Below are 22,370 nucleotides of genomic sequence, written 5' to 3'. Positions count from 1 at the left end.
CGTCTCATTCGAGCAAGTGTTCCCGCACGGCTGCTACGTGGTGGGGGAGGTGAAGCAGGTCAAGGACTTCGAGGCATCCACGAAGGGCCGCCACGTCCCGATGCGGGACAAGGCCACGGGAGAACTCGTGTGGCAGGTCCCCGTCATGGATGGAGACCCCACGGTGAGTGCCGCGAGCAAGACCGTCACCGTAAAGATCGTCTCGCCGGTCGAACCGGTCCCTCCGGCTCCGATGCCGGGTCTCCCGTTCACTCCCGTCGAGTTCGACGGGATGTCTGTCACGCCCTGGGTGAACGGGTCCGGGCGGCTCGCCTACTCGATCAAGGCCCGAGCGATGCGGGCTCCTCGATCCGCCGCGCCCAGAGCGAGTCACGCCAGCGGCAAGGACTCCGCCGCTCCCACGGAGCGGAGATCCGCGCCCAACGCTGGACAGTCGGCGCTCTGACAACGCAAGTGGGGCCGCTGGAAGCTGGCACTTCTAGCGGCCCCTGATCTCCTCCGATACCCATCTCAGAAGAGGAAGTCAGTTTATGCTGCGCAAACTCCCTGGGGAGGAAGTCAGGGGACTGGTCTCCACGACCCCGGACACAGCGGTCGTGTTCCGCCCCGCAGTCGTACGGACTCCCGCAATCATCACCATCGTCATCTTCCTCTGGCGGGTGCTCGCCGGCCTGGTGATGACTGTGGTTCGGCATCCCGTCGCCGTCGCACTCGTCGCACTCCCCTCGGGGATCGTCTCGCTGTTCGGCTGGCGCGTCGCGGTGGTGGCCACCGGACTCGTCTGCTCGCTCCTCTCGGCCTGGGCCGCGCTCGGCTACAGCTCCTTCATGCGATCGGTGGCCTGGCCGCTGCTGGCGTTCGGCCGGTGGTTCTGGGTCTATCGGCGACACTGGATGCCGGTCATGACGGTCGCGGGCCTCGGACGTCAGATCAAGGGACGGGACTACATGCCCCGCCTGATCAAAGTCACGTGCGACGGCTGGGCCGACCGGGTCACGGTCAAGCTTCTCCATGGACAGTCCGACGAGGACTGGGCCGATCGGACCGCAAACCTGGCGCATGGGTTCGGCGCCGTCTCCTGCCGCGTGGAGGTGGAGCGCGCTGGCCGCGTCGTCCTGACCTTTCCTCGGCGTGACCCGCTCGCCGTGCCGCTGCACGCCCGCCCGATTCCGGCGGAGCCTGCGGTTCATTCGGTGGAGGTCGGCCAGTGTGAGGATGGCTCGCCGTACCGGCTCAAGGTGCACGGTACGCATGTCCTGATTGCGGGCGCGACTGGCGCGGGAAAGGGCTCCTGGCTGTGGTCGACCATCCGCGGTCTGCTCCCCGCGATGCGGGCGGGCCTGGTGCAGATCTGGGCGCTCGACCCCAAGCGGATGGAACTGTCCTTCGGTCGGGCGTTGTTCGGTGCCCGATACGCGGCCACTCCCGAACAGTGCGCCGACCTGCTGGAAGCAGCGGTCTCGGTGATGCAGGAGCGGGCCGACCGGTTCGCCGGCCTCCAGCGGTCGCACACGCCGACCGTCGATGACCCGTTCGTCCTCGTGATCGTCGATGAGGTGGCCTTCCTGACGGCCTACCAGTCGGACAAGCAGCTTCGCCAGCGCGCCACGGCGGCTCTGGCGACTCTGACCACTCAGGGACGTGCGGTGGGCGTGGGGGTCATGGCGGCTTTGCAGGACCCGCGCAAGGAGGTCATGAGCATCCGGAATCTGTTCCCCGACAAGATCGCCCTCCGGTTGGACGAGTCGGAGCAGGTGGACATGGTCCTCGGCGACGGGGCACGCGACCGGGGCGCGCTGGCCGACCACATCTCACCGGTTCCTGAGCTGGGTGCGGGCGTCGGCTACGTGCGGCTGGAGACTTCCCCTGACCCGGTACGGGTGCGGGCGGCCTACGTCTCCGATGAGGACATCCGTCACATGGTCATCCGGTACTCGGGGGCGGGTGAGGCCGTATGAGGCTCGGACACCTGCTCTACGGCCTCCAGTGCGTGGCCTGCGGCTCGGAAGATCGCCTCTGGGCAGACTACGAGTGGAACCTCATCGAGTGCCGAGAGTGCGGAGAACGAACGCCGCTGACGCCGGAGATCAGCGAATTCCGGGAGGCTGAGTGACCGAAGCGCTTTCTCGGGCCGAGCGCATGAGGATGCCGCTGGCTCGCGAGGTCGCCAAGGCAGTAGCTATCGAAAACGGAGTCTGCATCCGGTCGATCCCCATGAGGGTGATCGACACCGAGACGGGCAAGAGCCAGACCGTCTACCTCCCCTGCAACGCCACCTTGGAGAGCAGGTGTCCGGCATGTGCGAAGCGCAACCGGCACCTTCGCATGGCGCAGTGCCGGGAGGGCTGGCACCTGGAATCAGAGCCAGTGGCGGAGACGGATGAGCCGGACAACTACCAGCGCTATCTCCTCGAACTGCGTGCGGACTTTCAGGTCATGAGGGAAGACGCCGAACGCGCCGGTCAGCCGACCGAAGACCTTGACCTTGGTTTGGCAGAACTGGACGCCGAAATCCGAGCGGCAGGGACGCGGGGACAGGTAGTCAGGGCAACGGCGGGCAAGCGCAAGCGATCGACGCGAAGGCGACAGGACGCGCCCGACCTGCCGAGACGGAAGATGGCGAACACGACTCTGGGCCGGGTCTACACGTCCCCTGACGGCAAGAGGTATCGGCCCTCGATGTTCATCACCCTCACCCTGCCGTCCTATGGGCGGGTGAGGGACGGGGCTCCGGTGGATCCGGCCTCGTACGACTACTCACGCGCCGCTCGGGATGCTCTTCACTTCTCGAAGCTCGTTGATCGGTTCGTGCAGAACCTTCGACGGGTGGCGGGATACGACGTGCAGTATTTCGCGAGCGTGGAGCCGCAAAAGCGCCTCGCCCCGCATCTGCACATGGCGATAAGGGGGACGCTGACGCGGGCTGATATCAGGGCCGTCGTCGCCGCGACCTATCACCAAGTGTGGTGGCCGTCGTGTGACGTCGTGCGCTTCGACGGTGACAACCTGCCCGTCTGGGTGGAGCGTCCGCAGCAGTCCGGCGGCGATCAGGACAAGCAGACGGGAGACTACGTCGATCCCGTCAGCGGTGAGGTTCTCCCTACCTGGGAGGAGGCGCTTGACCGGCTCGGCGATGACGAGGATGCGGAACCTCTTCACGTGGTCCGTTTCGGGTCTCAGATAGACGTGCAAGGAGTTCTTGCGGGGACTCGGGACGCCGACCAGTGCATTCGGTATCTCTCGAAGTACCTCACGAAGAGCATCGGCGGGACGATCGAGAGCGAGGATCGTAGGAGACGGGACCACGCGGCCCGGCTGGTGGAGGCCCTGCGTTACGAACCGTGCTCGCCGATGTGTCCCAACTGGCTCCGGTACGGCGTGCAGCCCAAGAACGCCAGAGCCGGGATGAGCCCGGGGCGTTGCAAGGGCAGAGCGCACAAGCCGGAACATCTGGGCTACGGAGGCCGGCGTGTGCTCGTGTCTCGCAAGTGGTCGAACAAGACCCTGGCCGAGCACGGGCAGGATAGGCGCGCGTGGGTTCTCCAGGTCCTTGGGATCGCGGACGATCGGAACCGAGGGGACGCGCACCGCTATGTCTGGCGACGTGTCCCGGAGGGTGACCCTGGGCTTCCCCCGCTGGATGTGCGCTTGCTGCATCTGGTTGCCCAGAGACAGAGGTGGCGTAGGCACCTGGTGGAACTACAGGCCAGAGCGGAGGGACGACCGGCCGATACTCTCTCGGCAATCGACGGGCGGCCATGTGGCCAGCTATGAGCCTGCGCAACGGACCGGGATGAGTACGGTGAGGGGCGCATATAGAAAGGACGGGCCGAAGGCACCTTCCCATGCGGCTCCTCAACCCCGCGCACGTCGTAAGTGCTCTCGATGGGACGTCAGCCACGACGGACCCGAGGGCGGGTGGGCGGGCTCGCAAGAGGAGTCGCAGGGCAACCACAGTGTCACCGGAAGTGGGCACGGGGACACCGCGGCGACGCCAAGCGGCCAGAGGCAGCGCAAGGGGCCAATGTCTGAACGCTCCTCGTCGCCGTCGCCGTCGCCGTCGCCGGAAGCCTTGCGGGCTGTCCGGGAACAGGCTCGCCGTGATGCCCTGGCCTCGACGCCGGAAGATCGCCGTCGCCGGAATCAACAACTCCTCGCGCTGGCTCGCTCGCTCCGGACGGGAAGCGTAGGCGCGGCCTGATGGGCACCGTAGCCCCCGGCTGATCACCGGGGGCTATGGCTGCTCACGCTGGAAGGATGCTGATGGAATCGGCGGGGTACATGTGGGGAAGCCACCGGCCACCGTGCGGAAGCGGGTGGATGAGTACCCGCGAAACGTACTTGGCTGCGATGGTCCTCCTCGCCTCGGCAAGACTCGGCTCGTCGCTCAGCCACGTCCGGATGAGGTCTTCCTTGCTGGTGTCGGCCTGGCGCTGGGTCGTGAGAATCCTCGCCTTCTGGCGCTTGAGCTCGTCGATCTGGTCGCGAATGGCCGACATGATCGCTCCGGCGTCGGCCATCGGGAGGGTACCGGCCGCTGCTTGCTGGCGTGCTTCTCTGATGCGGCCCTCAAGCTGCTTGATCTGCTCCTCTACCTGGTTCCCCTCGTCGGGGTCCTGCTCGTCGCCGGTGCTGGTCTCGTACTCGATCTCGATCCGGTCGAGCACGTAGGCGCTCACCATGTCCTCGATCCACTGCTTGTTGCGACTGAGCTTGCCGCACCCTCCGCTGCCCTTCAGACATGAGTACTGGGCCGCGCGGTTCTGACCGGGAAAGCGAATCCGAAGGGCTGCGCCGCACAGACCGCACCGAATGAGGCCGCTCAGGTGGTACTTGCGTACGCGCTGCTCGGGCTTGGCCTTGATCTTCCTGGCGAGCACGACATTCAGCGCTTCCCAGGTCTCCCGGTCGAGCACTGCGGGCCAATCGCCCTGGCCTATGATCTCGCCCTGATGTGCGACGAGGCCGGCGGCCTTGGGGCGTAGCAAGATGCGCCGCACATCGTCACGGAACAACCAGGGCTGTCCGTTGGGGCGGGTGAAGCCTTCCCTGTTCCAGTAGTCCATGACGGCCGTGAGACCGCGACCTGCGAGGATCATCTCAGCGCCCTTGCGGATGAACTTGCAGGCGACCGGGTCGAGGTGGGTGAGAACGCCGATGCCCTTGTCGGGGTCGGGGGGAAGGTAGCCGAGTAGGTGGGGGCCTCCGTGGTGGGGAAGGTTCCTCTCTCGGCGCTCCTGGTTCTTGCGGGCTACTCGCTCGGCTATCCGCTCGGCCTCGGCCGCGTCTGCCGCAGCCAGGACACGTCCCACCATGCGGCCGTCTGCGGTGGTCAGATCGACGGTGCCTGAAGCGACGGAGAGAAGCCGAACCCTCGTGCGCTCCACAAGAGAAATGATCTTCTCGTACTCCAGCGGCCTCCGAGTCAGCCGCGAGTTGCTGTAGTAGACGATCATTTGGATCGCGCCCGACTCTGTGTCCGCGAGAAGCTGCTCGAACTCCGGCCGCTTCTTCCTGCTCCGCGTCGATGCGCCTATGTCGTTGTCGCAGTAGCGGCGCACCTCGGTAGCGCCATGACGGACGGCAAGAGCGATGGTGTCCTTCTCCTGCCGCTTCACGCCGAGTTCAAGCCCTTCGGCGTCGTCGGAGATACGCAAGTAGATGCCCGCGACCATGGGCGGCGCGTCCGGCCGGACGTCGTCGTTATTCAGTGGCCAGACCTTCATTCCCGTCCCTACGCTGGCCAAATGTCCACCTCCGTCGAATTGGTTATGTGGGTTATATGCTAAATGTCAGCCATCTGACGCATGTGCTGCCGGACGGCAGGATGCTCCTGAACGACGTCTCGTTCCGGGTGGGGGAGGGCGTCAAGGCGGCCCTGGTCGGGCCGAACGGCGCGGGCAAGACGACCCTGCTCAGGATGATCGCTGGCGATCTCCAGCCGGTCGAGGGCACGGTGGCCCATTCGGGCGGTCTCGGTGTGATGCGGCAGTTCGTCGGCAACATCCGGGACGGCCGTACGGTCCAGGACCTGCTGCTCAGCGTCGCGCCGGAACGGGTCAGGACGGCGGCCGAACGGCTCGACGCCGCCGAGCTCGCGATGATGGAGCGCGACGACGAGAAGACCCAGATGCGGTACGCCCAGGCGATCACCGACTACACCGACGCCGGGGGCTACGACATCGAGGTGCTCTGGGACGCCTGCGCGATGGCCGCCCTCGGCACGCCGTACGACAGGGTGAAGTATCGCGAGGTCGCCACGCTGTCCGGCGGCGAGCAGAAGAGGCTGGTGCTGGAGGCGCTGCTGCGCGGGCCCGACCAGGTGCTGCTGCTCGACGAGCCCGACAACTACCTCGACGTGCCGGGCAAGGTGTGGCTGGAGACGGCACTGCGCGAGACGCCCAAGACCGTGCTGCTGGTCTCCCACGACCGCCAGCTTCTGGCCAACGCCGCCGACCGGATCGTCACGGTCGAGTCCGGCAACGTCTGGATCCACGGCGGCGGCTTCGCGACGTACGCCGAGGCGCGGCGGGAGCGCAACGAGCGGCTCGACGAGCTGCGCAGGCGCTGGGACGAGGAGCACGCCAAACTCAAGCGCCTGGTGGTCATGCTCAAGCAGAAGGCCACCTACAACGACGGCATGGCCCCGGCCTACCACGCGGCGCAGACCCGGCTGCGCCGGTTCGAGGAGGCGGGGCCGCCGGAGCTCGCGCCGAAGGACCAGGTCATCAGCATGCGGCTGCGCGGCGGACGCACCGGCAAACGCGCGGTGATGTGCGAGGGCCTGGAGCTGACCGGCCTCATGAAGCCCTTCGACCTGGAGGTCTGGTACGGCGAGCGGGTCGCCGTGCTCGGCTCGAACGGCTCCGGCAAGTCGCACTTCCTGCGGCTGCTGGCGGGAGAGAACGTGCGTCATTCGGGCACGATGCGGCTCGGCGCGCGGGTCGTCCCCGGGCATTTCGCCCAGACCCACGCCCGGCCCGAACTGCTCGGCCGTACGCCCTGCGAGATCGTCATGACCGAGCACGCCCGGCTGAAGAACGAGGCGATGAAGGCGCTGGCCCGCTACGAACTCGCCGGCCGGGTCGCCGAGCAGCGGTTCGAGACGCTGTCGGGCGGCCAGCAGGCCCGCCTGCAGATCCTGCTGCTCGAACTGTCGGGCGCCACGCTGCTGCTGCTCGACGAGCCGACCGACAACCTCGACCTGGCCAGCGCGGAGGCCCTGCAGCAGGGCCTGGACGCCTTCGAGGGCACCGTCGTCGCGGTGACGCACGACCGCTGGTTCGCCGCCGACTTCGACCGCTACCTGGTCTTCGGCTCCGACGGACGGGTGTACGAGTCGCCCGAGCCGGTCTGGGACGAGACACGCGTGGTCCGTCCCCGATAGACGGCCGGTAAAGATACCGGCGGGAGCGAGCGTGTCCCGGAGGCGGCGTCCCATTCAGCGGTTATGACGGCTAAGTGACGCGACGTTGCCACATGACCGTCGCACTCGCCCTCGCCGCATTGGCGATGGCGTCGTGCGCGAGGGAGAACAAGCAGGAGGGCCCGCAACCGCTGGCCCTCAAGGAGCAGGTGTCCTCGATCGTGCGCTCGGGGGCCGGATACGCGGTGACCTTTGCGGGGGTGCTGAACAACCCCAACCGCTGGCACTTCGGGGAGAACGCGGTCGCCGTGATCACGGCGGTGGACGCCGCAGGCAAGGAGGTCGTCCACCTGGAGCAGCCGCTGGACGCGGTGCCGCCCGGCCGCCCGCTGGCCTTCGGCGGCCAGGTCCCGAGCCGCGCCCAGCCGGTCCGCGTGAAGATCGATTATCGTCCCGCCTCGTGGCGGTCCATCCCGCGCGTCCCGTCGGCGTTCCTCAAGTTCCCGATCTCGGACGTCCGCACCGACAAACTGACGAACGGGTCCTACCTCGTCACCGGCTACGTGCTCGACCCGTTCCGCAAGCCCGCGGCCGGCCTCGCCGTCACGGCCCTGCTGCGTGACGCGGCGGGCAAGCTCGTCGGCGGGGCCACGTCGTGGGTGGACGACGTACGGCCGGGGGCCAAGGGCAGGTTCGTCATCACCGTCGAGGGCGTGAGCGGACCGGTCGCCTCGACGGACGTGCAGGCCACTACCTGGGGCTCGACCGCCAAGGCGTACGAGGATCTGGCCCAGGCCGGGGCCGTCCCGCTGCACACGGTCGCGCCGACGACGGAGCCTTTCGCCAAGGACCGCGGGTATCCGCCGCCCAACGACCGCCGCCAGTGAGCGGCCCACTGCCGATCTTGACAGGACGGGCGGGTTACCGTAGCGGGATGGCCACCCCCAGGATCGTGCTGTTCGGAGCCACCGGCTTCACCGGCAGGCTCACCGCCGAGGCGCTCGCCGCACGCGGGGCCCGGCCGTTGCTGGCCGGGCGGGACCAGACGCGGCTCACCGCCCTCGCCGACTCGCTGGGCGGCGACCTGCCCACCGCGGTCGCCGACGTCGGGCGCCCCGAGTCCGTACGGCGGATCGTCGGGCCGGGCGACGTGCTGATCTCGACCGTCGGCCCGTTCGTCAGGTGGGGAGAGGCCGCGGTCGCCGCCGCTACCGAGGCGGGTGCGGTCTACCTCGACAGCACCGGAGAACCCACGTTCATCAAGCGGATCTTCCAGCGGTACGGCCCCGCCGCGGCGGCCAGGGGCGCTGCCCTGATCACCGCCTTCGGGTACGACTACGTGCCCGGCAACCTCGCCGCGGCACTGGCCCTGCACAAGGCCGGGCCGGGGGCCGTACGCGTGGACGTCGGTTACTTCGTGGAGGGCGGCATGGCGCGGCGCGCGAGCGCCGGGACCCGCGCCTCGGCGCTGGGAATGATCCTCGAACCGATGTACGGCTTCCGGGAGGGCCGTATCGTCCCCGAGCACGGCCGCACCCGCAAGTTCCTCGTGGACGGCCGCGTACGGCACGGCCTGTCCATCGGCGCCTCAGAGCACTTCACGCTGCCGCCCGCGCATCCCGGCCTCCGCGAGGTGAACGTCTACCTCGGCTGGCTGGGCGGGCTGACGAGGGTCGCGGGCGTGCTGGCCAAGGCGACCCCCACCATCGCCGCGCTGCCGGGGATCCGGCGGGCGACCGAGGCGCTGGCCGACCGGGTGCTCCGTACGGGCGGGGGCGGCGCGCCGGCCACGGCGGGCGTGTCGTCGCGCATCGTCGCCGAGGCGTACGACGCGGAGGGCCGCCGCCTGGCCGCCGTCCACCTCGCCGGAGGCGACCCGTACGAGTTCACAGCCGGCGTGCTGGCCTGGGCGGCGACGACGGCGCTGGCCGAGGGGGTGCACGGCACCGGTGCCCTGGGACCCGTGGACGCCTTCGGCCTCGACGCGCTCACGCGGGGCTGCGCCGAGGTGGGAATGACCGCGAGGGAGTGACGGACGTCCACACGGCGTCGTGTATCGGGGGCCGGGTTTTTCACGATTAGTCGCGTAATTTAGTGGAAAATTCCGGCAAATTACCTGGATGGCGGAGTGTAAAAGCCGTCGATGTAGGACGTGACTTCGCCTGAATGGGTGGAGCGGGGAGTTACTGAGCATTTACTCTCAGTTATATGAATGATGGCGTCCTGGTCGAGGCATTGCGGGCCCGGGATCCGGGAGCGCTGGCCGCCCTTTATGACACATATGCGGGCAGTCTTTACCGATACTGCCGCACGTTGCTGGCCGGGCCCGACGCCGCTCAGGTCGCGCTGCGCGACACGCTGATCGCCGCGGAGGCCCTCGTCGGCTCGCTGGCCGACCCGGACAGGTTCCGTCCCTGGCTGTACGCCCTGGCCCGTGGCGAGTGCATGCGCCGCCGCACGCCGGGGGAGGAGGACGGGCCGGAGACCGGTCCGGTCCCCGTCGCGACCGTGCCCTTCCCCGGCGTCACGGCCGAAGGCGCCGAGGCCGACCTGCGCCTCGTCGCGAGCAGCGCCGTGGGGGCGCTGTCGGCCGAGGATCGGGAGGTGCTCGAACTGGCGACCCGGCACGGGATCACCGGCCAGGACCTGGCCTCCGTGCTCGGCACGGGCGAGCGGTACGCCGAGGCGCTCCTCGACGCGGCCACGGAGCGCCTGCGTGAGACGGTGACCGTCGAGATCCTGGCCAGGCGTGCCACCCATGACTGCGAGCGGGCGTCCGCCATCCTCGCGGGCTTCACGGGAGAGCTCACCCCGCAGACGCGGGCCCAGCTCACGCGGCACCTCGCGCGGTGCGAGACCTGTGGGCGCCAGCGCGTCCGGCAGGTCTCGCCGGCCAAGGTCTTCGGCCTGCTCCCGCAGATCGCCCTGCCGGAGACGCTGCGAGTGCGGGTGCTCAGCAGCTTCATCGACCCCGAACTCGTCCCCTATCGGCGGTACGTCGCCAAGCGCGTGGGCGGGCTCAACACGGCGGGCTTCCCGAGGGCGGGCCGTCGTGAGGGCAGGCTGGCGCAGGCGGTGGCGGGCGCCGTGGCCGCCCTGGCGGCGGTGGCGACGATCGCGCTCGTCTTCGCCCAGTTCGCCGGGGACCTGCGCGAGCAGGCCACCGACACGTTCGCCCCGCGACGGCTTCCCACGGCCGAGGCTCCGGCCGGCGCGTCCGGCGGCGCCGCCTCCCCCGAGGGGTCCCAGGACGAGGCCGACGGGGTCGGCGGGCGCTCGCCCGTGCCTCCGGTCTCCCGGGATCTGGCCGAGCCGGTCGAGCCCGTGGTTCCCGCGAGGCCGGTGGCCCTGCCGCGCCCCGCGCCCCTGCCCGCTCCCGTGCCGCCCACCGCCGGCCGGCCGCACCATCCCGCGCCGCACGGGAAGCCGTCCGAGCACCCCACGGGCGGGTCGTCCTCGCAGGGCCCGGGCGCCTCGCCGTCCGGCCCGACTCCGACGCCGACCATCACCCCCGGAACCCCCGGAACTCCTGGAACCCCAGGTACCGAGCCGGGCGAGGAGCCCAGCCCCGGCGGGTCCGGCTCCGATGGGCCAGGTTCCGGTGGACCCGGTTCCGGTGGGCCAGGTTCCGGTGGGCACTGGCCCGGCCGCCCCGGCTCGGGCTGGCCGCCCCGGGGCGGACCGCCGCCGGCCCACTGGCCGGGCCACCGTCCGCCGTGGCGCGACCACCAGCACCATCCCCGTCCGCATCGGGAATGCCCGCCGACTCCCGCGCCCTCCCCCAGGCCCTCCGGCGATCACGGCGGGCCCTGGGCCGTACCGCCCGGGCGCGGCGGACACGGCGGGAGGCAGGGCGCCGGAGACGGCGGCCCGCAGCGGCACGTCCGGCCCGGTGGCCCCAACGGCATCGGCGGCCCCGACCGCGACGGTCGTGACCGCTCGCGCCGCGACGGTCCTGGACCCGGCCGCCCCGACCGCCCCGAGCGCCCGGACCGAAACGGCCGGGACGGCTCCCTGCCGGGCGTACCCGGGGGAACGCGGGACGGCGGCTCCGAACGCGGGCCGGAGCGCCGTGGCACGTCCGGCGACCCCGCGGCCGGAAGCTCCGGCGGGCCGGGAGGTTCTTTCCCCGCCTAAACGGGACGACCTACCACATAGGTTGATTACTGGACGTAGCTTAGATGTGTACGGAGAGTAGTCGCCGGGAACTGAGGGGAGTGGAGCAGGGAAGGGGAAGGAATTGCCACTCCTCAGAGCATCGGGGCTGGTCGCCGGGCTCGGGTCAAGTCTCGTCCTGACCTTCGGAGCCCCGGCGGGAGCCGATCCGAAGCCGTCCGCCAAGGACGTCGCCAAGGCACGCCAGCAGGTGCAGGAGCGCGTACGGGAACTGGGCAAGGCCGAGGCCGAGCTCGCGGCCGCGCAGGCCCGCCGGGAGGCGCTGAACACCGAGGCCGAGCGACTCGTGGAGGCGTACAACGGGCAACTCGTCCAGCTTGAGCAGGCGCGTTCCGCGTACGAGCAGTCGGCGCGGCGGGTCCGCCAGGCGGCCGGCCAGGTCGAGGAGCTGCGTGGCGAGGTGGCGGCGAGAGTGGCCGAGGGGTACGGCGGGGTGCGGCTGTCACCGTCCGCCGCGGCCATGCTCGGCGGTCTCGGCGACGTGCACGGCTTCCTGCGAAGAGCCAGCGTGCTGACGCAACTCGGCGACGAACAGACCGCCTCGCTGCAACGGCTGAAAGACGCACAACAGGTCTTCGAGATCCTCCGAGAACAGGCGGCCCGTGCCTACTCCGAGCAGTCGCGCAGCGCCGACGAGGTGCGACAGGCGAAGGACGCGGCACAGCGGGCCGTCGAGGAACAGCTCGAACAGACCAAACGGATCGAGCAGGAGAAAGCGGAGATCTCCAAACGGCTGGAGGCCGCCCGCGACCGCGTCGACGAACTGAAACAGGCGAGGAGCAAGGCCCGGCAGGCGGCCCTCCCCGCGCGCCGGAGTCTGGCGGTGCCGGCCTGGACCGGGCGGCTCGGGTCGGGACCCGGCGAGATGGCCGCCCAGTGGGCGCTCAAACAGATCGGCAAGCCGTACGTGTGGGCCGCCGCAGGCCCGTCGGGGTTCGACTGCTCGGGGCTGACGATGCGGGCCTGGCAGCGGGCCGGGGTGTCACTCGATCACTGGACCGGCACGCAGTGGACCTCGGGACGGCACGTCCCGCTCAGGGAACTGCGCACCGGCGACCTCATCTTCTACGGCCGGTTGAGCCGGAATCCCGGCACCATCCATCATGTGGGCATCTACATCGGGCGCGGCATGATGGTCCACGCCCCCCAGACGGGGGACGTGGTGCGCATCTCGCCCATCTGGCGCCACGATCTGGTCGGCGCCACCCGGCCCGGCTGACTCAGTGCTCCTCGTCGTGGTGCTCGGTCTCCTGGAAGCGCTCGATGCTGGCGAGGATCTCGGCCTCGGCCTCAACGCGGCCGACCCAGTTGGCGCCCTCGACCGACTTGCCGGGTTCCAGGTCCTTGTAGACCTCGAAGAAGTGCTGGATCTCCAGCCGGTCGAACTCGGCGACGTGGTGGATGTCGCGGATGTGCTCCATCCGCGGATCGGTCGCCGGAACGCACAGGACCTTGTCGTCGCCGCCCTTCTCGTCGGTCATCCGGAACATCCCGACGGCGCGGCAGCGGATCAGGCAACCGGGAAAAGTCGGCTCCTGGAGCAGGACCAGTGCGTCGAGCGGGTCTCCGTCCTCGCCGAGAGTGTTCTCGATGAACCCGTAGTCGGCGGGGTACTGGGTAGACGTGAAAAGCAGGCGGTCCAGACGTATGCGGCCGGTCTTGTGGTCAACCTCGTACTTGTTCCGTTGTCCCTTGGGGATCTCAACGACAACGTCGAACTCCACTCGTTCCTCCGCATGAGTCCCCGGTCTCCCGGGCTGGCGTTAATGTCTCGTAGGCGTGGTCAAGGTCGGCGCGAAATGAGGGTGTAGTGGTGCGACGTGAGCGGTGGATGGTGGTGGCCACCCTCGCCCTGCTGCAGATCTTCGTCGTCCTCGCGGGCACTTATTTGATCACCCATGACGCCGACAGGACCCCGGCTCCGGTCGCGTCTCCGAAGCCGACCCCGATCCCCCTGGTGACCGCGGGTCCGGTTCTGGCCGCGGCGGGGGACGGGGCTCTCCCCGCCAAGGGTACTTTGACCACCCGGCTCACCGCTGCGATGGGTGACCCCGCCCTCGGCGGCAGCGTGGCCGGGATCGTGCTCGACGCCGTGACGGGAACGCCGATATTCGACGGCCGCTCGGGCACGGCCATCACCCCGGCCTCGACCACCAAGGTCGTCACCGCGCTGACGGTGCTGGCCACGGTGGGGCCGGACGCCCGCCTGGCCACCCGGGTCGTGCGGGGGTCCTCGGCCGGGTCGATCGTCCTGGTCGGCGGCGGCGACCCGACCCTGGCCGGCCCGCGGACGAGCGCCGCCGAGCAGGAGGAGATCTACCCGCGGCCCGCGTCGCTCGCCCGGCTCGCCGCGAGCACGGCCAAGGCGCTCAAGGCGGCGAAGCTCACCTCGGTGGACCTGTCGTACGACGCCTCCCTGTTCGGCGGGCCGCGGACGGCGCCGGGCTGGAAGCCGACGTACATCCCGGAGGGCAGCGTCGCCCCGGTGTCCGCGCTCATGATGGACGAGGGCCGGGCGGCCAACGGCGCCCGCTACCCGGACCCGGCGCAGGCCACCGCCGACGCGTTCGCCACGCTGCTCAGGAAGAACGGCATCAAGGTGGGCAAGGGGGTCGACTCGGCCAAGGCCGCGCCCACCGCGCAGGAACTGGCCCGGGTGGAGTCCGGCCCGATCTACGCGCTCGTGGAGCGGATGCTCACGCACAGTGACAACGACCTCGCCGAGGCGCTCGCCCGTCAGGCCGCCATCAAGGAGGGCCTCCCGCACACCTTCCAGGGCGTGCCCACGGCGGTCGGGCGCGTGCTCACCCGCCTCGGCGTGGCCGGCGGGGTGGAGGTCCACGACGGCAGCGGGCTGTCCACCAAGAACCGGATCACGCCGACGGCCCTCGCCCACATCCTGGCCGTGGCCTCGTCCTCCGCCCATCCGGAGCTGCACTCGCTGATCAGCGGGCTGCCGGTCGCGCATTTCACCGGGACTCTGCATAATCGTTACGGGAAGTCCGATTCCAGGGCCGGCGCCGGATTGGTACGCGCGAAGACGGGCACTCTGAACGGGGTGAACACCCTGGCGGGCATCGCGTACACATCCGAGGGCCGGTTGCTGACCTTCGCGTTCATGGCCGACCAGGTGGCCAACCCGCCGGAGGCGATCGCCGCCCTCGACAAAATGGCCACGATCGTCTCCCAGAGCTAGTGATCCCCTCGCGCCTGCATGCGCGGCGAGAAGTCGGAGAACGTACGGTGGTGGGTATGCAGGTGATCGACTGGGATCTGGCCGTCGCGACCGGGGTGCGCCTCGTGCGGCCCGGCCCTCAGGTGAGCCGCGAGGAGGCCAGGCAGGCGGTCCTCGAACTGCGGCGGCTGTCGCGGGACGCCGAGGGGCACGTGCGGGAGTTCACCCGCATCGACTCGGCGACGCCCGAGGCGGCGACCGTGGTCGACCGTCCCGGGTGGATCCGCGCCAACGTGGACGGCTTCCGCGTGGTGCTCGAGCCGCTGACGCAGAAGATGTCGAACATGCCGGCGGTCGTCGGCGCGGTCGGCTCGCGCATCACCGGGCTCGAAGTCGGCGCCGTGCTGGCCTTCCTCGCCTCCCGGGTGCTCGGGCAGTACGAGCTGTTCCTGCCGCCCGACCCCTCGGGTCACGCTCCGACCGGCCGTCTGACGCTGGTGGCGCCCAACATCGTGCACGCCGAGCGCGAGCTGGGCGTCGATCCCCGTGACTTCCGCCTGTGGGTGTGCCTGCACGAGGAGACCCACCGGGTGCAGTTCACCGGCGTCCCCTGGCTCCGCGAATACGTCCGCAGCCAGATGACCGAGTTCCTCCTCGCGTCCGAGATGGACCTGGCGACCCTGCTGGAGCGCCTGCGCGCCGCCTCCGACGCCGTGGCCGACGCCTTCAGGGGTGGCGAGGGCAACCTCATCGAAGCCATCCAGACGCCCGAGCAGAAGGCCGTGCTCGACCGCGTGACGGCCGTGATGACGCTGGTGGAGGGGCACGGCGACTACGTCATGGACGCCGTGGGCCCGTCCGTCGTGCCGTCGGTCGCCGAGATCCGCGCCAAGTTCCAGCGCCGCCGCGAGGGCGGCTCGCGCTTCGACCAGCTCGTCCGCCGGCTGCTCGGCATCGAGCTGAAGATGAAGCAGTACGCCGAGGGCTCCCACTTCGTCCGCACGATCGTGGACGAGGCCGGCATGGAGTCGTTCAACAAGGTCTGGACCTCGCCGGAGACCCTGCCCGACCGCGGGGAGATCGCCGACCCGCACGCCTGGATGTCCCGGGTCCTGGCCTCCGCCTGATTCCCGCCCACCTCCCCGGACCCGTCGGACGCCCGTTTCCCCACACCCGCCCCGGGCGGCCAGAATGGCCGCATGGGCCCGCATCCCGCCGTCGCCGACGTCCGCCGTGCCGTACGGCTGTCGCTCGCGGACCTCGCCGCCCCCGGAGGGGCGCGGGGGGCGCGGGGGTCGTCCGGCGCGCTCGTCCTCGTGGCCTGCAGCGGCGGCGCCGACTCGCTGGCGCTGGCGGCGGCCACCGGCTTCGCGGCCCCGCGCCTCGGCCTGCGCGCCGGGCTGCTGACCGTCGACCACGGCCTGCAGGAGGGCTCGGCCGGCCGGGCCCGCGACGTCGTACGGCTCGCGTCCTCGCTCGGTCTCGGCCCGGCCGAGGCGCTGACCGTCACGGTCGGCACGGCCGGGGGCCCCGAGGCCGCGGCGCGGGAGGCCCGCTACGCCGCGCTGACCGCCGCGGCCGAGCGGCTGGGCGCCGCCGCGGTCCTGCTCGGCCACACCCGAGACGACCAGGCGGAGACCGTGCTGCTGCGCCTGGCCCGCGGCAGCGGCACGCGGTCGCTTTCCGGTATGGCGGAGGTCTCCGGGATCTACCGGCGCCCCCTGCTGGGACTCGGCCGGGAGCGGACCAGGCAGGCCTGTGACGCCCTCGGCCTGCGGCCCTGGGACGACCCGCACAACGACGATCCCGCGTACACCAGGGTCCGGGTGCGGCGCGACGCCCTCCCGGCGCTGGAGACCGCGCTGGGACCGGGGATCGCCGAGGCGCTGGCCCGTACGGCGCGGCTGTGCAGGGACGACGCCGACGCCCTGGACGAGTGGGCGGACGCCGTCCACGCGAAGTCGCGCGGTCCCGGCGGGGAACTGGACGTGTCCGTGCTGGCGGACGTGCCGGGGGCGGTGCGGCGGAGGGTCATCCAGCGGGCGGCCGTGGAGGCCGGGGCGCACGCCGCCGCGCTCGCGGCGGTGCACATCGAGGCCGTCGAGCGGCTGGTGACCGGCTGGCACGGACAGAAGGGAGTGGACCTACCCGGGGGGGTAGGGGTGGTCAGGCGCTGTGGCACCCTTGTCTTCGCCGTGGACAACCTCTCGCTCGCGTAAGGAAAACCCCAGGTGGACGCAGCCGACATGGGCAAGGATCTCTCCAGAGTCCTCATCTCGGAGCAGGAGCTACAGGAGAAGATCAGAGAACTGGCGGGCCAGATCGACGCCGACTACGCCGGCAGGGAACTGTTGATCGTCGGCGTGCTCAAGGGAGCGGTCATGGTCATGGCCGACCTCGCCCGCGCGCTGCACGTGCCCGTGCAGATGGACTGGATGGCCGTTTCCTCGTACGGTGCGGGGACCATTTCGTCCGGCGTCGTGCGGGTCCTGAAGGACCTCGACACCGACATCGCCGGCCGGCACGTGCTCGTGGTCGAGGACATCATCGACTCCGGGCTGACCCTCTCGTGGCTGATGAACAACTTGAAGTCGCGCAACCCGGCGTCCGTGGAGATCTGCACTCTGCTGCGCAAGCCGGACGCGGTGAAGGTGGAGTTGGACGTCCGTTACGTCGGTTTTGACATCCCCAACGAGTTCGTCATCGGGTACGGGCTCGATTACGCCGAGCGGTATCGCAACCTGCCGTTCATCGGGACTCTTGCGCCTCATGTGTACGGAGGGGATTGACTTCCTCCCGGCCCTAAAGCTGAAGGACCGGGATTCCCGCCCTCACGGGCTGGGCTTCCTGCTTCACCGCCGACCGCCGAAGGGAGGACCCTTGCGGACTCACGTCAGCTCCACAGGCAGACACCGCTCGACCAGCGGCCAGGATGTTCTTGGCGGCGTTGACGTCCCGGTCGTGCCGGGTGCCGCATCCCGGGCACGTCCAGTGCCGGGTGGACAGGGAGAGTGCGGTGGGCAGGTGCCCGCACGCGCTGCACGTCTTCGAGCTGGGATACCAGCGGTCGATCACGACCAGGCGCCGCCCGGCACGCGCGGTCTTGTACTCCAGCTGGCGGCGGAACTCGCCCCACCCGGCATCGGAGATGGCCCGCGCCAGGCGGCGGTTGCGGACCATGCCTTTGACGTTGAGGTCTTCGATCACGATCAGGTCGCGGTCGCGGACCAGCCGGGTGGAGGTGCGGTGCAGGAAGTCGGCGCGGGCGTCGCGGACCTTGGTGTGGGCGCCGGCGACCTTCGCCTTGGCCTTGGCCCGGTTGTTCGATCCGCGCTGTTTACGGGCCATGCGCCGCTGGTAGCGGGCCAGGTTCCGCGCCTTGCGCTCCAGATGGGCGCGGGTTGGGGCGAACGCCGTGTGCTGGTGCCGCAACGTCTGCTGCAGCGGGACGCTGGAGACCTCGTACAGGAAGTCGTGGCCGCCGTCGCGTTTCAGCTCGGTCAGATACCGGTCGGTCTGCGCATAGGAGGTCGTCACGCCCTCGGCACGGTAGCGGGCCTGCCGCCAGGCCAGGACGCTGTTCCAGACCAGGCGTACGCAGCCGAACGTGCGGTTCAGCACCGCGGCCTGTTCGGCGGTGGGGTAGACCCGCACCTTATATGCCGTACGCATGTTCGCATTTTACGAGTGCTTTGCCTGACGGTCAGCGGAAGGAGCAAAGTCGTGAGCGCTTGCCGCTCTGGGCTGTCCCGGCTTCGCCGGGCCAACTTTTACGGGGTCCGGATTCCTCCCGGCCACGCAGGGGAGTAAGCCCTTAGCGAAGTGACCCTCGAATCGTGCGTTATTGGGCGCCAGGTCGGGGAACACGGGGTTGGCTGACGTACGTTGGAAAGGCAAAGCCGGAGCCGCTCGGGCAGTTACCCGCCGCGGCTGCCGGGTGTACCTTCGGATATCCGTGGGCGGCCGCTCGGCCGGCCCGCGGTAGCCAGAAGGAGCGGTAAGGGATGCCGCGACCCCGGGGTTTCCCGGGGCAGGCCTTGGTCAGGAAGGGACGGGCCCGCCGGGGTTCCGCAACGGATGGATCTCAAGCGATTTACACGTGGCCCACTGCTGTGGATCCTGGGCATCGTATTGCTTCTCCTGCTCGTCACCACGATGTTCGGCGGAGACGGTAACTACACCACCGCTGACACCTCGACGGTCGTCCAGCAGATCCAGCAGGGCAATGTCAAGAACGCGGTGGTCGTCGACAAGGACCAGCGTGTCGAACTGACGCTGAACAAGCCGATCGACGCCGGCGGCAAGCAGGGGGTCACCCGCATCCAGGCCCCCTGGGTCGAGGGCCAGGGCGTCCAGCTCACGCAGGCGCTCGACCAGGCCAAGCCCTCCGGGGGCTGGACCGTCGAGGTGCCGAAGGAGAACTTCCTCGTCAGCCTGCTGGTCAGCTTCCTGCCGATCATCATCATCGTCCTGATCTTCCTGTTCATCATGAACCAGATGCAGGGCGGCGGCTCCCGGGTCATGAACTTCGGTAAGTCGCGGGCGAAGCTGATCACCAAGGACACCCCGAAGACGACGTTCGCCGATGTCGCGGGGGCCGACGAGGCCATCGAGGAGCTCCAGGAGATCAAGGAGTTCCTCCAGGCCCCGGCCAAGTTCCAGGCGATCGGCGCCAAGATCCCCAAGGGCGTGCTGCTGTACGGCCCGCCCGGCACCGGCAAGACCCTGCTCGCCCGCGCCGTCGCGGGTGAGGCGGGCGTGCCGTTCTACTCGATCTCCGGTTCCGACTTCGTCGAGATGTTCGTCGGCGTCGGCGCCTCCCGCGTCCGCGACCTGTTCGAGCAGGCCAAGGCGAACGCCCCGGCGATCATCTTCATCGACGAGATCGACGCCGTCGGCCGGCACCGCGGCGCGGGTCTCGGCGGCGGCCACGACGAGCGCGAGCAGACGCTGAACCAGCTCCTCGTCGAGATGGACGGCTTCGACGTCAAGGGCGGCGTGATCCTCATCGCCGCGACCAACCGCCCCGACATCCTCGACCCCGCGCTGCTGCGTCCCGGCCGTTTCGACCGGCAGGTCGTCATCGACCGGCCCGACCTGGAGGGCCGCAAGGGCATCCTGCGCGTCCACGGCCGCGGCAAGCCGTTCGCGCAGGACGTCGACCTCGACGTGATCGCCCGCAGGACCCCCGGCTTCACCGGCGCCGACCTCGCGAACGTGATCAACGAGGCGGCCCTGCTGACCGCCCGCCAGGACCAGAAGCTCATCACGATGTCGACTCTCGAGGAGTCGATCGACCGCGTGATGGCCGGTCCCGAGCGCAAGTCCCGGGTCATGTCGGACCAGGAGAAGAAGATCATCGCCTACCACGAGGGCGGCCACGCCCTGGTGGCCCACGCGCTGCCCAACTCCGACCCGGTCCACAAGATCACGATCCTGTCGCGCGGCCGCGCCCTCGGTTACACGATGACGCTGCCGATGGAGGACAAGTTCCTCGCGACCCGGTCCGAGATGATGGACCAGCTCGCCATGCTGCTCGGCGGCCGCACCGCGGAGGAGCTCGTCTTCCACGAGCCCACCACCGGCGCGTCCAACGACATCGAGAAGGCGACCTCGATCGCCCGCCGCATGGTCACCGAGTACGGCATGAGCGAGCGGCTCGGCGCCCGCAAGTTCGGCAGCGGCAACGGCGAGGTCTTCCTCGGCCGTGAGATGGGCCACGAGCGCGACTACTCCGAGCAGATCGCCTCGGCGATCGACGAGGAGGTCCGCCGCCTCATCGAGAGCGCGCACGACCAGGCGTGGGAGATCCTCGTCCAGTACCGCGACGTGCTCGACAACCTCGTGCTCGAACTGATGGAGAAGGAGACGCTCTCCCGGGAGCAGGTCCTCGAGATCTTCTCGCCCGTCGTGCCCAAGGAGAAGCGTCCCTCCTACGCCGGATACGGCAAGCGCCTGCCGTCCGACCGTCCTCCGGTCATCACGCCCAAGGAGCGCGCGAACGGCAACGGCTCGGCGCTGCCCGCCGGCGGCACCGGCTCCACCCCGTGGGTCAACGACCAGTCGGCGCAGCGGGACGAGGCCTGACCATGGCCGAACCCATGGTGGGGCCGCCCCCTGGCTTCGACCACGACCGGATCGAGAAGGCGGTCCGGGAGATCCTGTTCGCGATCGGGGAGGACCCCGATCGCGACGGGCTCCGGGACACCCCGGCCCGGGTGGCCCGCGCGTTCGCCGAGCAGTTCGCCGGCCTGGGCCAGCGGCCCGAGGACGCGCTGACCACGATGTTCGACGCGGACCACGACGAGATGGTGCTCGTCAAGGACATCGAGGTGATGTCCACCTGCGAGCACCATCTGCTCCCGTTCCACGGCGTGGCCCACATCGGCTACACCCCGAACGACAAGGGACGCATCACCGGCCTGTCCAAGCTGGCCAGGCTGGTGGACGTCTACGCCCGCAGGCCGCAGGTCCAGGAGCGGATGACCTCACAGATCGCCGACGGTCTGATGCAGGTGCTGGAGCCGCGCGGAGTGATCGTGGTCATCGAGGCCGAGCACATGTGCATGACCATGCGCGGCGTGCGCAAGCCCGGCGCCAAGACGATCACGTCGGCCGTCCGGGGCGACTTCCGTTCCAGTGAGGCGACCAGGGCCGAGGCCATGTCGCTGATCCTGCGCGGCTGAGCGCGGGCGACGGCCGATTGGGACACCGCTCCTGCCCGACAGGCATCGACCCTTGGGGCACTACTCTTGACCCCATGACCGCAGCGAGTGTGCCCGGTATGCCCGAGTTCGGGCGCTGCCTGGTCATGGGCGTGGTCAACGTGACCCCCGACTCCTTCTCGGACGGCGGGCAGTGGTTCGACGCCGACGTCGCGATCGGGCACGGCCTCGCCCTGGTGGCCGAGGGCGCCGACATCGTCGACGTGGGCGGCGAGTCCACCCGTCCGGGCGCGGCGCGGGTCTCCCTTGAGGAGGAACTGCGCCGCGTCGAGCCGGTGATCCGCGCGCTCAGCCAGGAGGGCGTGACGGTCAGCGTCGACACCATGCGCGCGGAGGTGGCCGAGGCGGCCGTCGCGGCCGGGGCGAAGCTCGTCAACGACGTGAGCGGCGGGCTGGCCGACCCGGCGATGCCGCGAGTGGTGGCCGCGACCGGCGTGCCGTACGTCGTGATGCACTGGCGCGGGCACAGCCGCGACATGGACAGCCGGGCCATCTATGGCGACGTCGTGACCGAGGTGGCGGAGGAGCTGCGCAAGCGGGTCGACTCCGTGCTGGCCGAGGGCGTGCGGGAGGAGCAGATCGTGCTCGATCCCGGCCTCGGGTTCTCCAAGAACGCCGAGCACAACTGGGCACTGCTGGCCGGCATCGGCGAGCTGAACCGCCTCGGCCGCCCGTTGCTGATCGGAGCGTCGAGGAAACGCTTCCTCGGCCGCCTGCTGGCGGGGCCGGACGGCGAGCCCCGGCCGTTCGACGGCAGCGACGACGCCACACTGGCCGTCACCGCGCTCGCGGCGCGGGCCGGCGCGTGGTGCGTGCGGGTGCACCGGGTGGCGGCGAACGCCGACGCGGTGCGTGTGGCCGCCGCGTGGAGGGCAGCAGCCGTACGACACGCTGACGAGGGCCGGTGACGACATGCCGACAGGGACGC

Annotated in this window: 18 protein-coding genes; 15 read left to right on the top strand and 3 right to left on the bottom strand. The window is 69.9% G+C overall.

Going from position 1 to position 22,370, the window contains the following annotated elements; all coding sequences use genetic code 11:
• The first annotated feature begins 16 nt into the window (after window positions 1-16).
• From Msi02_RS38680 to Msi02_RS38670, 3 genes are all read left to right on the top strand, one after another.
• The gene (locus Msi02_RS38680; protein ID WP_239109162.1) at window positions 17-445 is read left to right on the top strand and encodes a plasmid replication, integration and excision activator; all 429 of its coding nucleotides are present in this window, start codon (window positions 17-19) and stop codon (window positions 443-445) included.
• 85 nt (window positions 446-530) lie between these two features.
• Complete coding sequence (locus Msi02_RS38675) at window positions 531-1,958, top strand: FtsK/SpoIIIE domain-containing protein (RefSeq protein ID WP_204052712.1); 1,428 nt, start codon at window positions 531-533, stop codon at window positions 1,956-1,958.
• 181 nt (window positions 1,959-2,139) lie between these two features.
• Window positions 2,140-3,774, top strand: coding sequence for a replication initiator (locus tag Msi02_RS38670; protein ID WP_204052725.1), 1,635 nt, complete (start codon window positions 2,140-2,142; stop codon window positions 3,772-3,774).
• Window positions 3,775-4,244: 470 nt separating this feature from the next.
• Here Msi02_RS38670 and Msi02_RS38665 read toward each other — a convergent pair whose 3' ends face one another.
• Window positions 4,245-5,726 (bottom strand): recombinase family protein, encoded by a 1,482-nt coding sequence (locus Msi02_RS38665; RefSeq protein WP_204052711.1) that lies wholly within the window; start codon window positions 5,724-5,726, stop codon window positions 4,245-4,247.
• A 101-nt stretch (window positions 5,727-5,827) separates the two neighbouring features.
• On the opposite strand from Msi02_RS38665, the gene Msi02_RS38660 reads away from it, so the two are divergent.
• The 5 genes from Msi02_RS38660 (at window position 5,828) to Msi02_RS38640 (ending at window position 12,761) form a co-directional block, all read left to right on the top strand.
• Complete coding sequence (locus Msi02_RS38660) at window positions 5,828-7,387, top strand: ABC-F family ATP-binding cassette domain-containing protein (protein WP_373308352.1); 1,560 nt, start codon at window positions 5,828-5,830, stop codon at window positions 7,385-7,387.
• 92 nt (window positions 7,388-7,479) lie between these two features.
• Window positions 7,480-8,253: an FxLYD domain-containing protein gene (locus Msi02_RS38655; RefSeq protein ID WP_204052709.1), complete on the top strand. Its 774-nt coding sequence runs from the start codon at window positions 7,480-7,482 to the stop codon at window positions 8,251-8,253.
• A gap of 47 nt (window positions 8,254-8,300) precedes the next feature.
• On the top strand, window positions 8,301-9,398 hold the full coding sequence (locus Msi02_RS38650; protein ID WP_204052708.1) for a saccharopine dehydrogenase family protein: 1,098 nt from the start codon (window positions 8,301-8,303) through the stop codon (window positions 9,396-9,398).
• 176 nt (window positions 9,399-9,574) lie between these two features.
• On the top strand, window positions 9,575-11,503 hold the full coding sequence (locus tag Msi02_RS38645) for a sigma-70 family RNA polymerase sigma factor (RefSeq protein WP_204052707.1): 1,929 nt from the start codon (window positions 9,575-9,577) through the stop codon (window positions 11,501-11,503).
• 103 nt (window positions 11,504-11,606) lie between these two features.
• Window positions 11,607-12,761, top strand: coding sequence for a C40 family peptidase (locus Msi02_RS38640; RefSeq protein WP_204052706.1), 1,155 nt, complete (start codon window positions 11,607-11,609; stop codon window positions 12,759-12,761).
• A 1-nt stretch (window position 12,762) separates the two neighbouring features.
• Here Msi02_RS38640 and Msi02_RS38635 read toward each other — a convergent pair whose 3' ends face one another.
• Window positions 12,763-13,266 carry an inorganic diphosphatase gene (locus tag Msi02_RS38635; RefSeq protein ID WP_204052705.1) on the bottom strand — a complete coding sequence of 168 codons (504 nt, stop codon included), beginning with the start codon at window positions 13,264-13,266 and terminating at the stop codon, window positions 12,763-12,765.
• A gap of 86 nt (window positions 13,267-13,352) precedes the next feature.
• Here Msi02_RS38635 and dacB point away from each other — a divergent pair, with 86 nt between their 5' ends.
• The 4 genes from dacB (at window position 13,353) to hpt (ending at window position 17,506) form a co-directional block, all read left to right on the top strand.
• A complete protein-coding gene (dacB, locus tag Msi02_RS38630; protein WP_239109161.1) occupies window positions 13,353-14,738 on the top strand; it encodes a D-alanyl-D-alanine carboxypeptidase/D-alanyl-D-alanine endopeptidase in 1,386 nt (461 codons plus the stop codon).
• 56 nt (window positions 14,739-14,794) lie between these two features.
• Entirely contained in the window at window positions 14,795-15,844 is a 1,050-nt protein-coding gene (locus tag Msi02_RS38625) for an Rv3626c family coenzyme F420 biosynthesis-associated protein (RefSeq protein WP_204052704.1), read from the top strand.
• 72 nt (window positions 15,845-15,916) lie between these two features.
• On the top strand, window positions 15,917-16,936 hold the full coding sequence (gene tilS / locus Msi02_RS38620) for a tRNA lysidine(34) synthetase TilS (RefSeq protein WP_204052703.1): 1,020 nt from the start codon (window positions 15,917-15,919) through the stop codon (window positions 16,934-16,936).
• Between the two features lie 12 nt (window positions 16,937-16,948).
• On the top strand, window positions 16,949-17,506 hold the full coding sequence (gene hpt / locus Msi02_RS38615; protein ID WP_239109159.1) for a hypoxanthine phosphoribosyltransferase: 558 nt from the start codon (window positions 16,949-16,951) through the stop codon (window positions 17,504-17,506).
• A gap of 13 nt (window positions 17,507-17,519) precedes the next feature.
• On the opposite strand, the gene Msi02_RS38610 is transcribed toward hpt, so the two are convergent.
• Window positions 17,520-18,389: an RNA-guided endonuclease InsQ/TnpB family protein gene (locus Msi02_RS38610; protein WP_204052702.1), complete on the bottom strand. Its 870-nt coding sequence runs from the start codon at window positions 18,387-18,389 to the stop codon at window positions 17,520-17,522.
• A 405-nt stretch (window positions 18,390-18,794) separates the two neighbouring features.
• On the opposite strand from Msi02_RS38610, the gene ftsH reads away from it, so the two are divergent.
• From ftsH to folP, 3 genes are all read left to right on the top strand, one after another.
• A complete protein-coding gene (gene ftsH / locus Msi02_RS38605) occupies window positions 18,795-20,804 on the top strand; it encodes an ATP-dependent zinc metalloprotease FtsH (protein WP_079319615.1) in 2,010 nt (669 codons plus the stop codon).
• A 2-nt stretch (window positions 20,805-20,806) separates the two neighbouring features.
• Window positions 20,807-21,403 carry a GTP cyclohydrolase I FolE gene (gene folE / locus Msi02_RS38600; RefSeq protein ID WP_079319614.1) on the top strand — a complete coding sequence of 199 codons (597 nt, stop codon included), beginning with the start codon at window positions 20,807-20,809 and terminating at the stop codon, window positions 21,401-21,403.
• A gap of 74 nt (window positions 21,404-21,477) precedes the next feature.
• On the top strand, window positions 21,478-22,350 hold the full coding sequence (folP, locus tag Msi02_RS38595; protein WP_239109158.1) for a dihydropteroate synthase: 873 nt from the start codon (window positions 21,478-21,480) through the stop codon (window positions 22,348-22,350).
• Window positions 22,351-22,370: the final 20 nt, after the last annotated feature.

Source organism: Microbispora siamensis (assembly GCF_016863095.1).
Classification (GTDB): Bacteria; Actinomycetota; Actinomycetes; order Streptosporangiales; family Streptosporangiaceae; genus Microbispora; species Microbispora siamensis.
The sequence above is the reverse complement of the archived record's forward strand: the minus strand, read 5'-3'. Positions and strand labels throughout refer to the sequence as shown.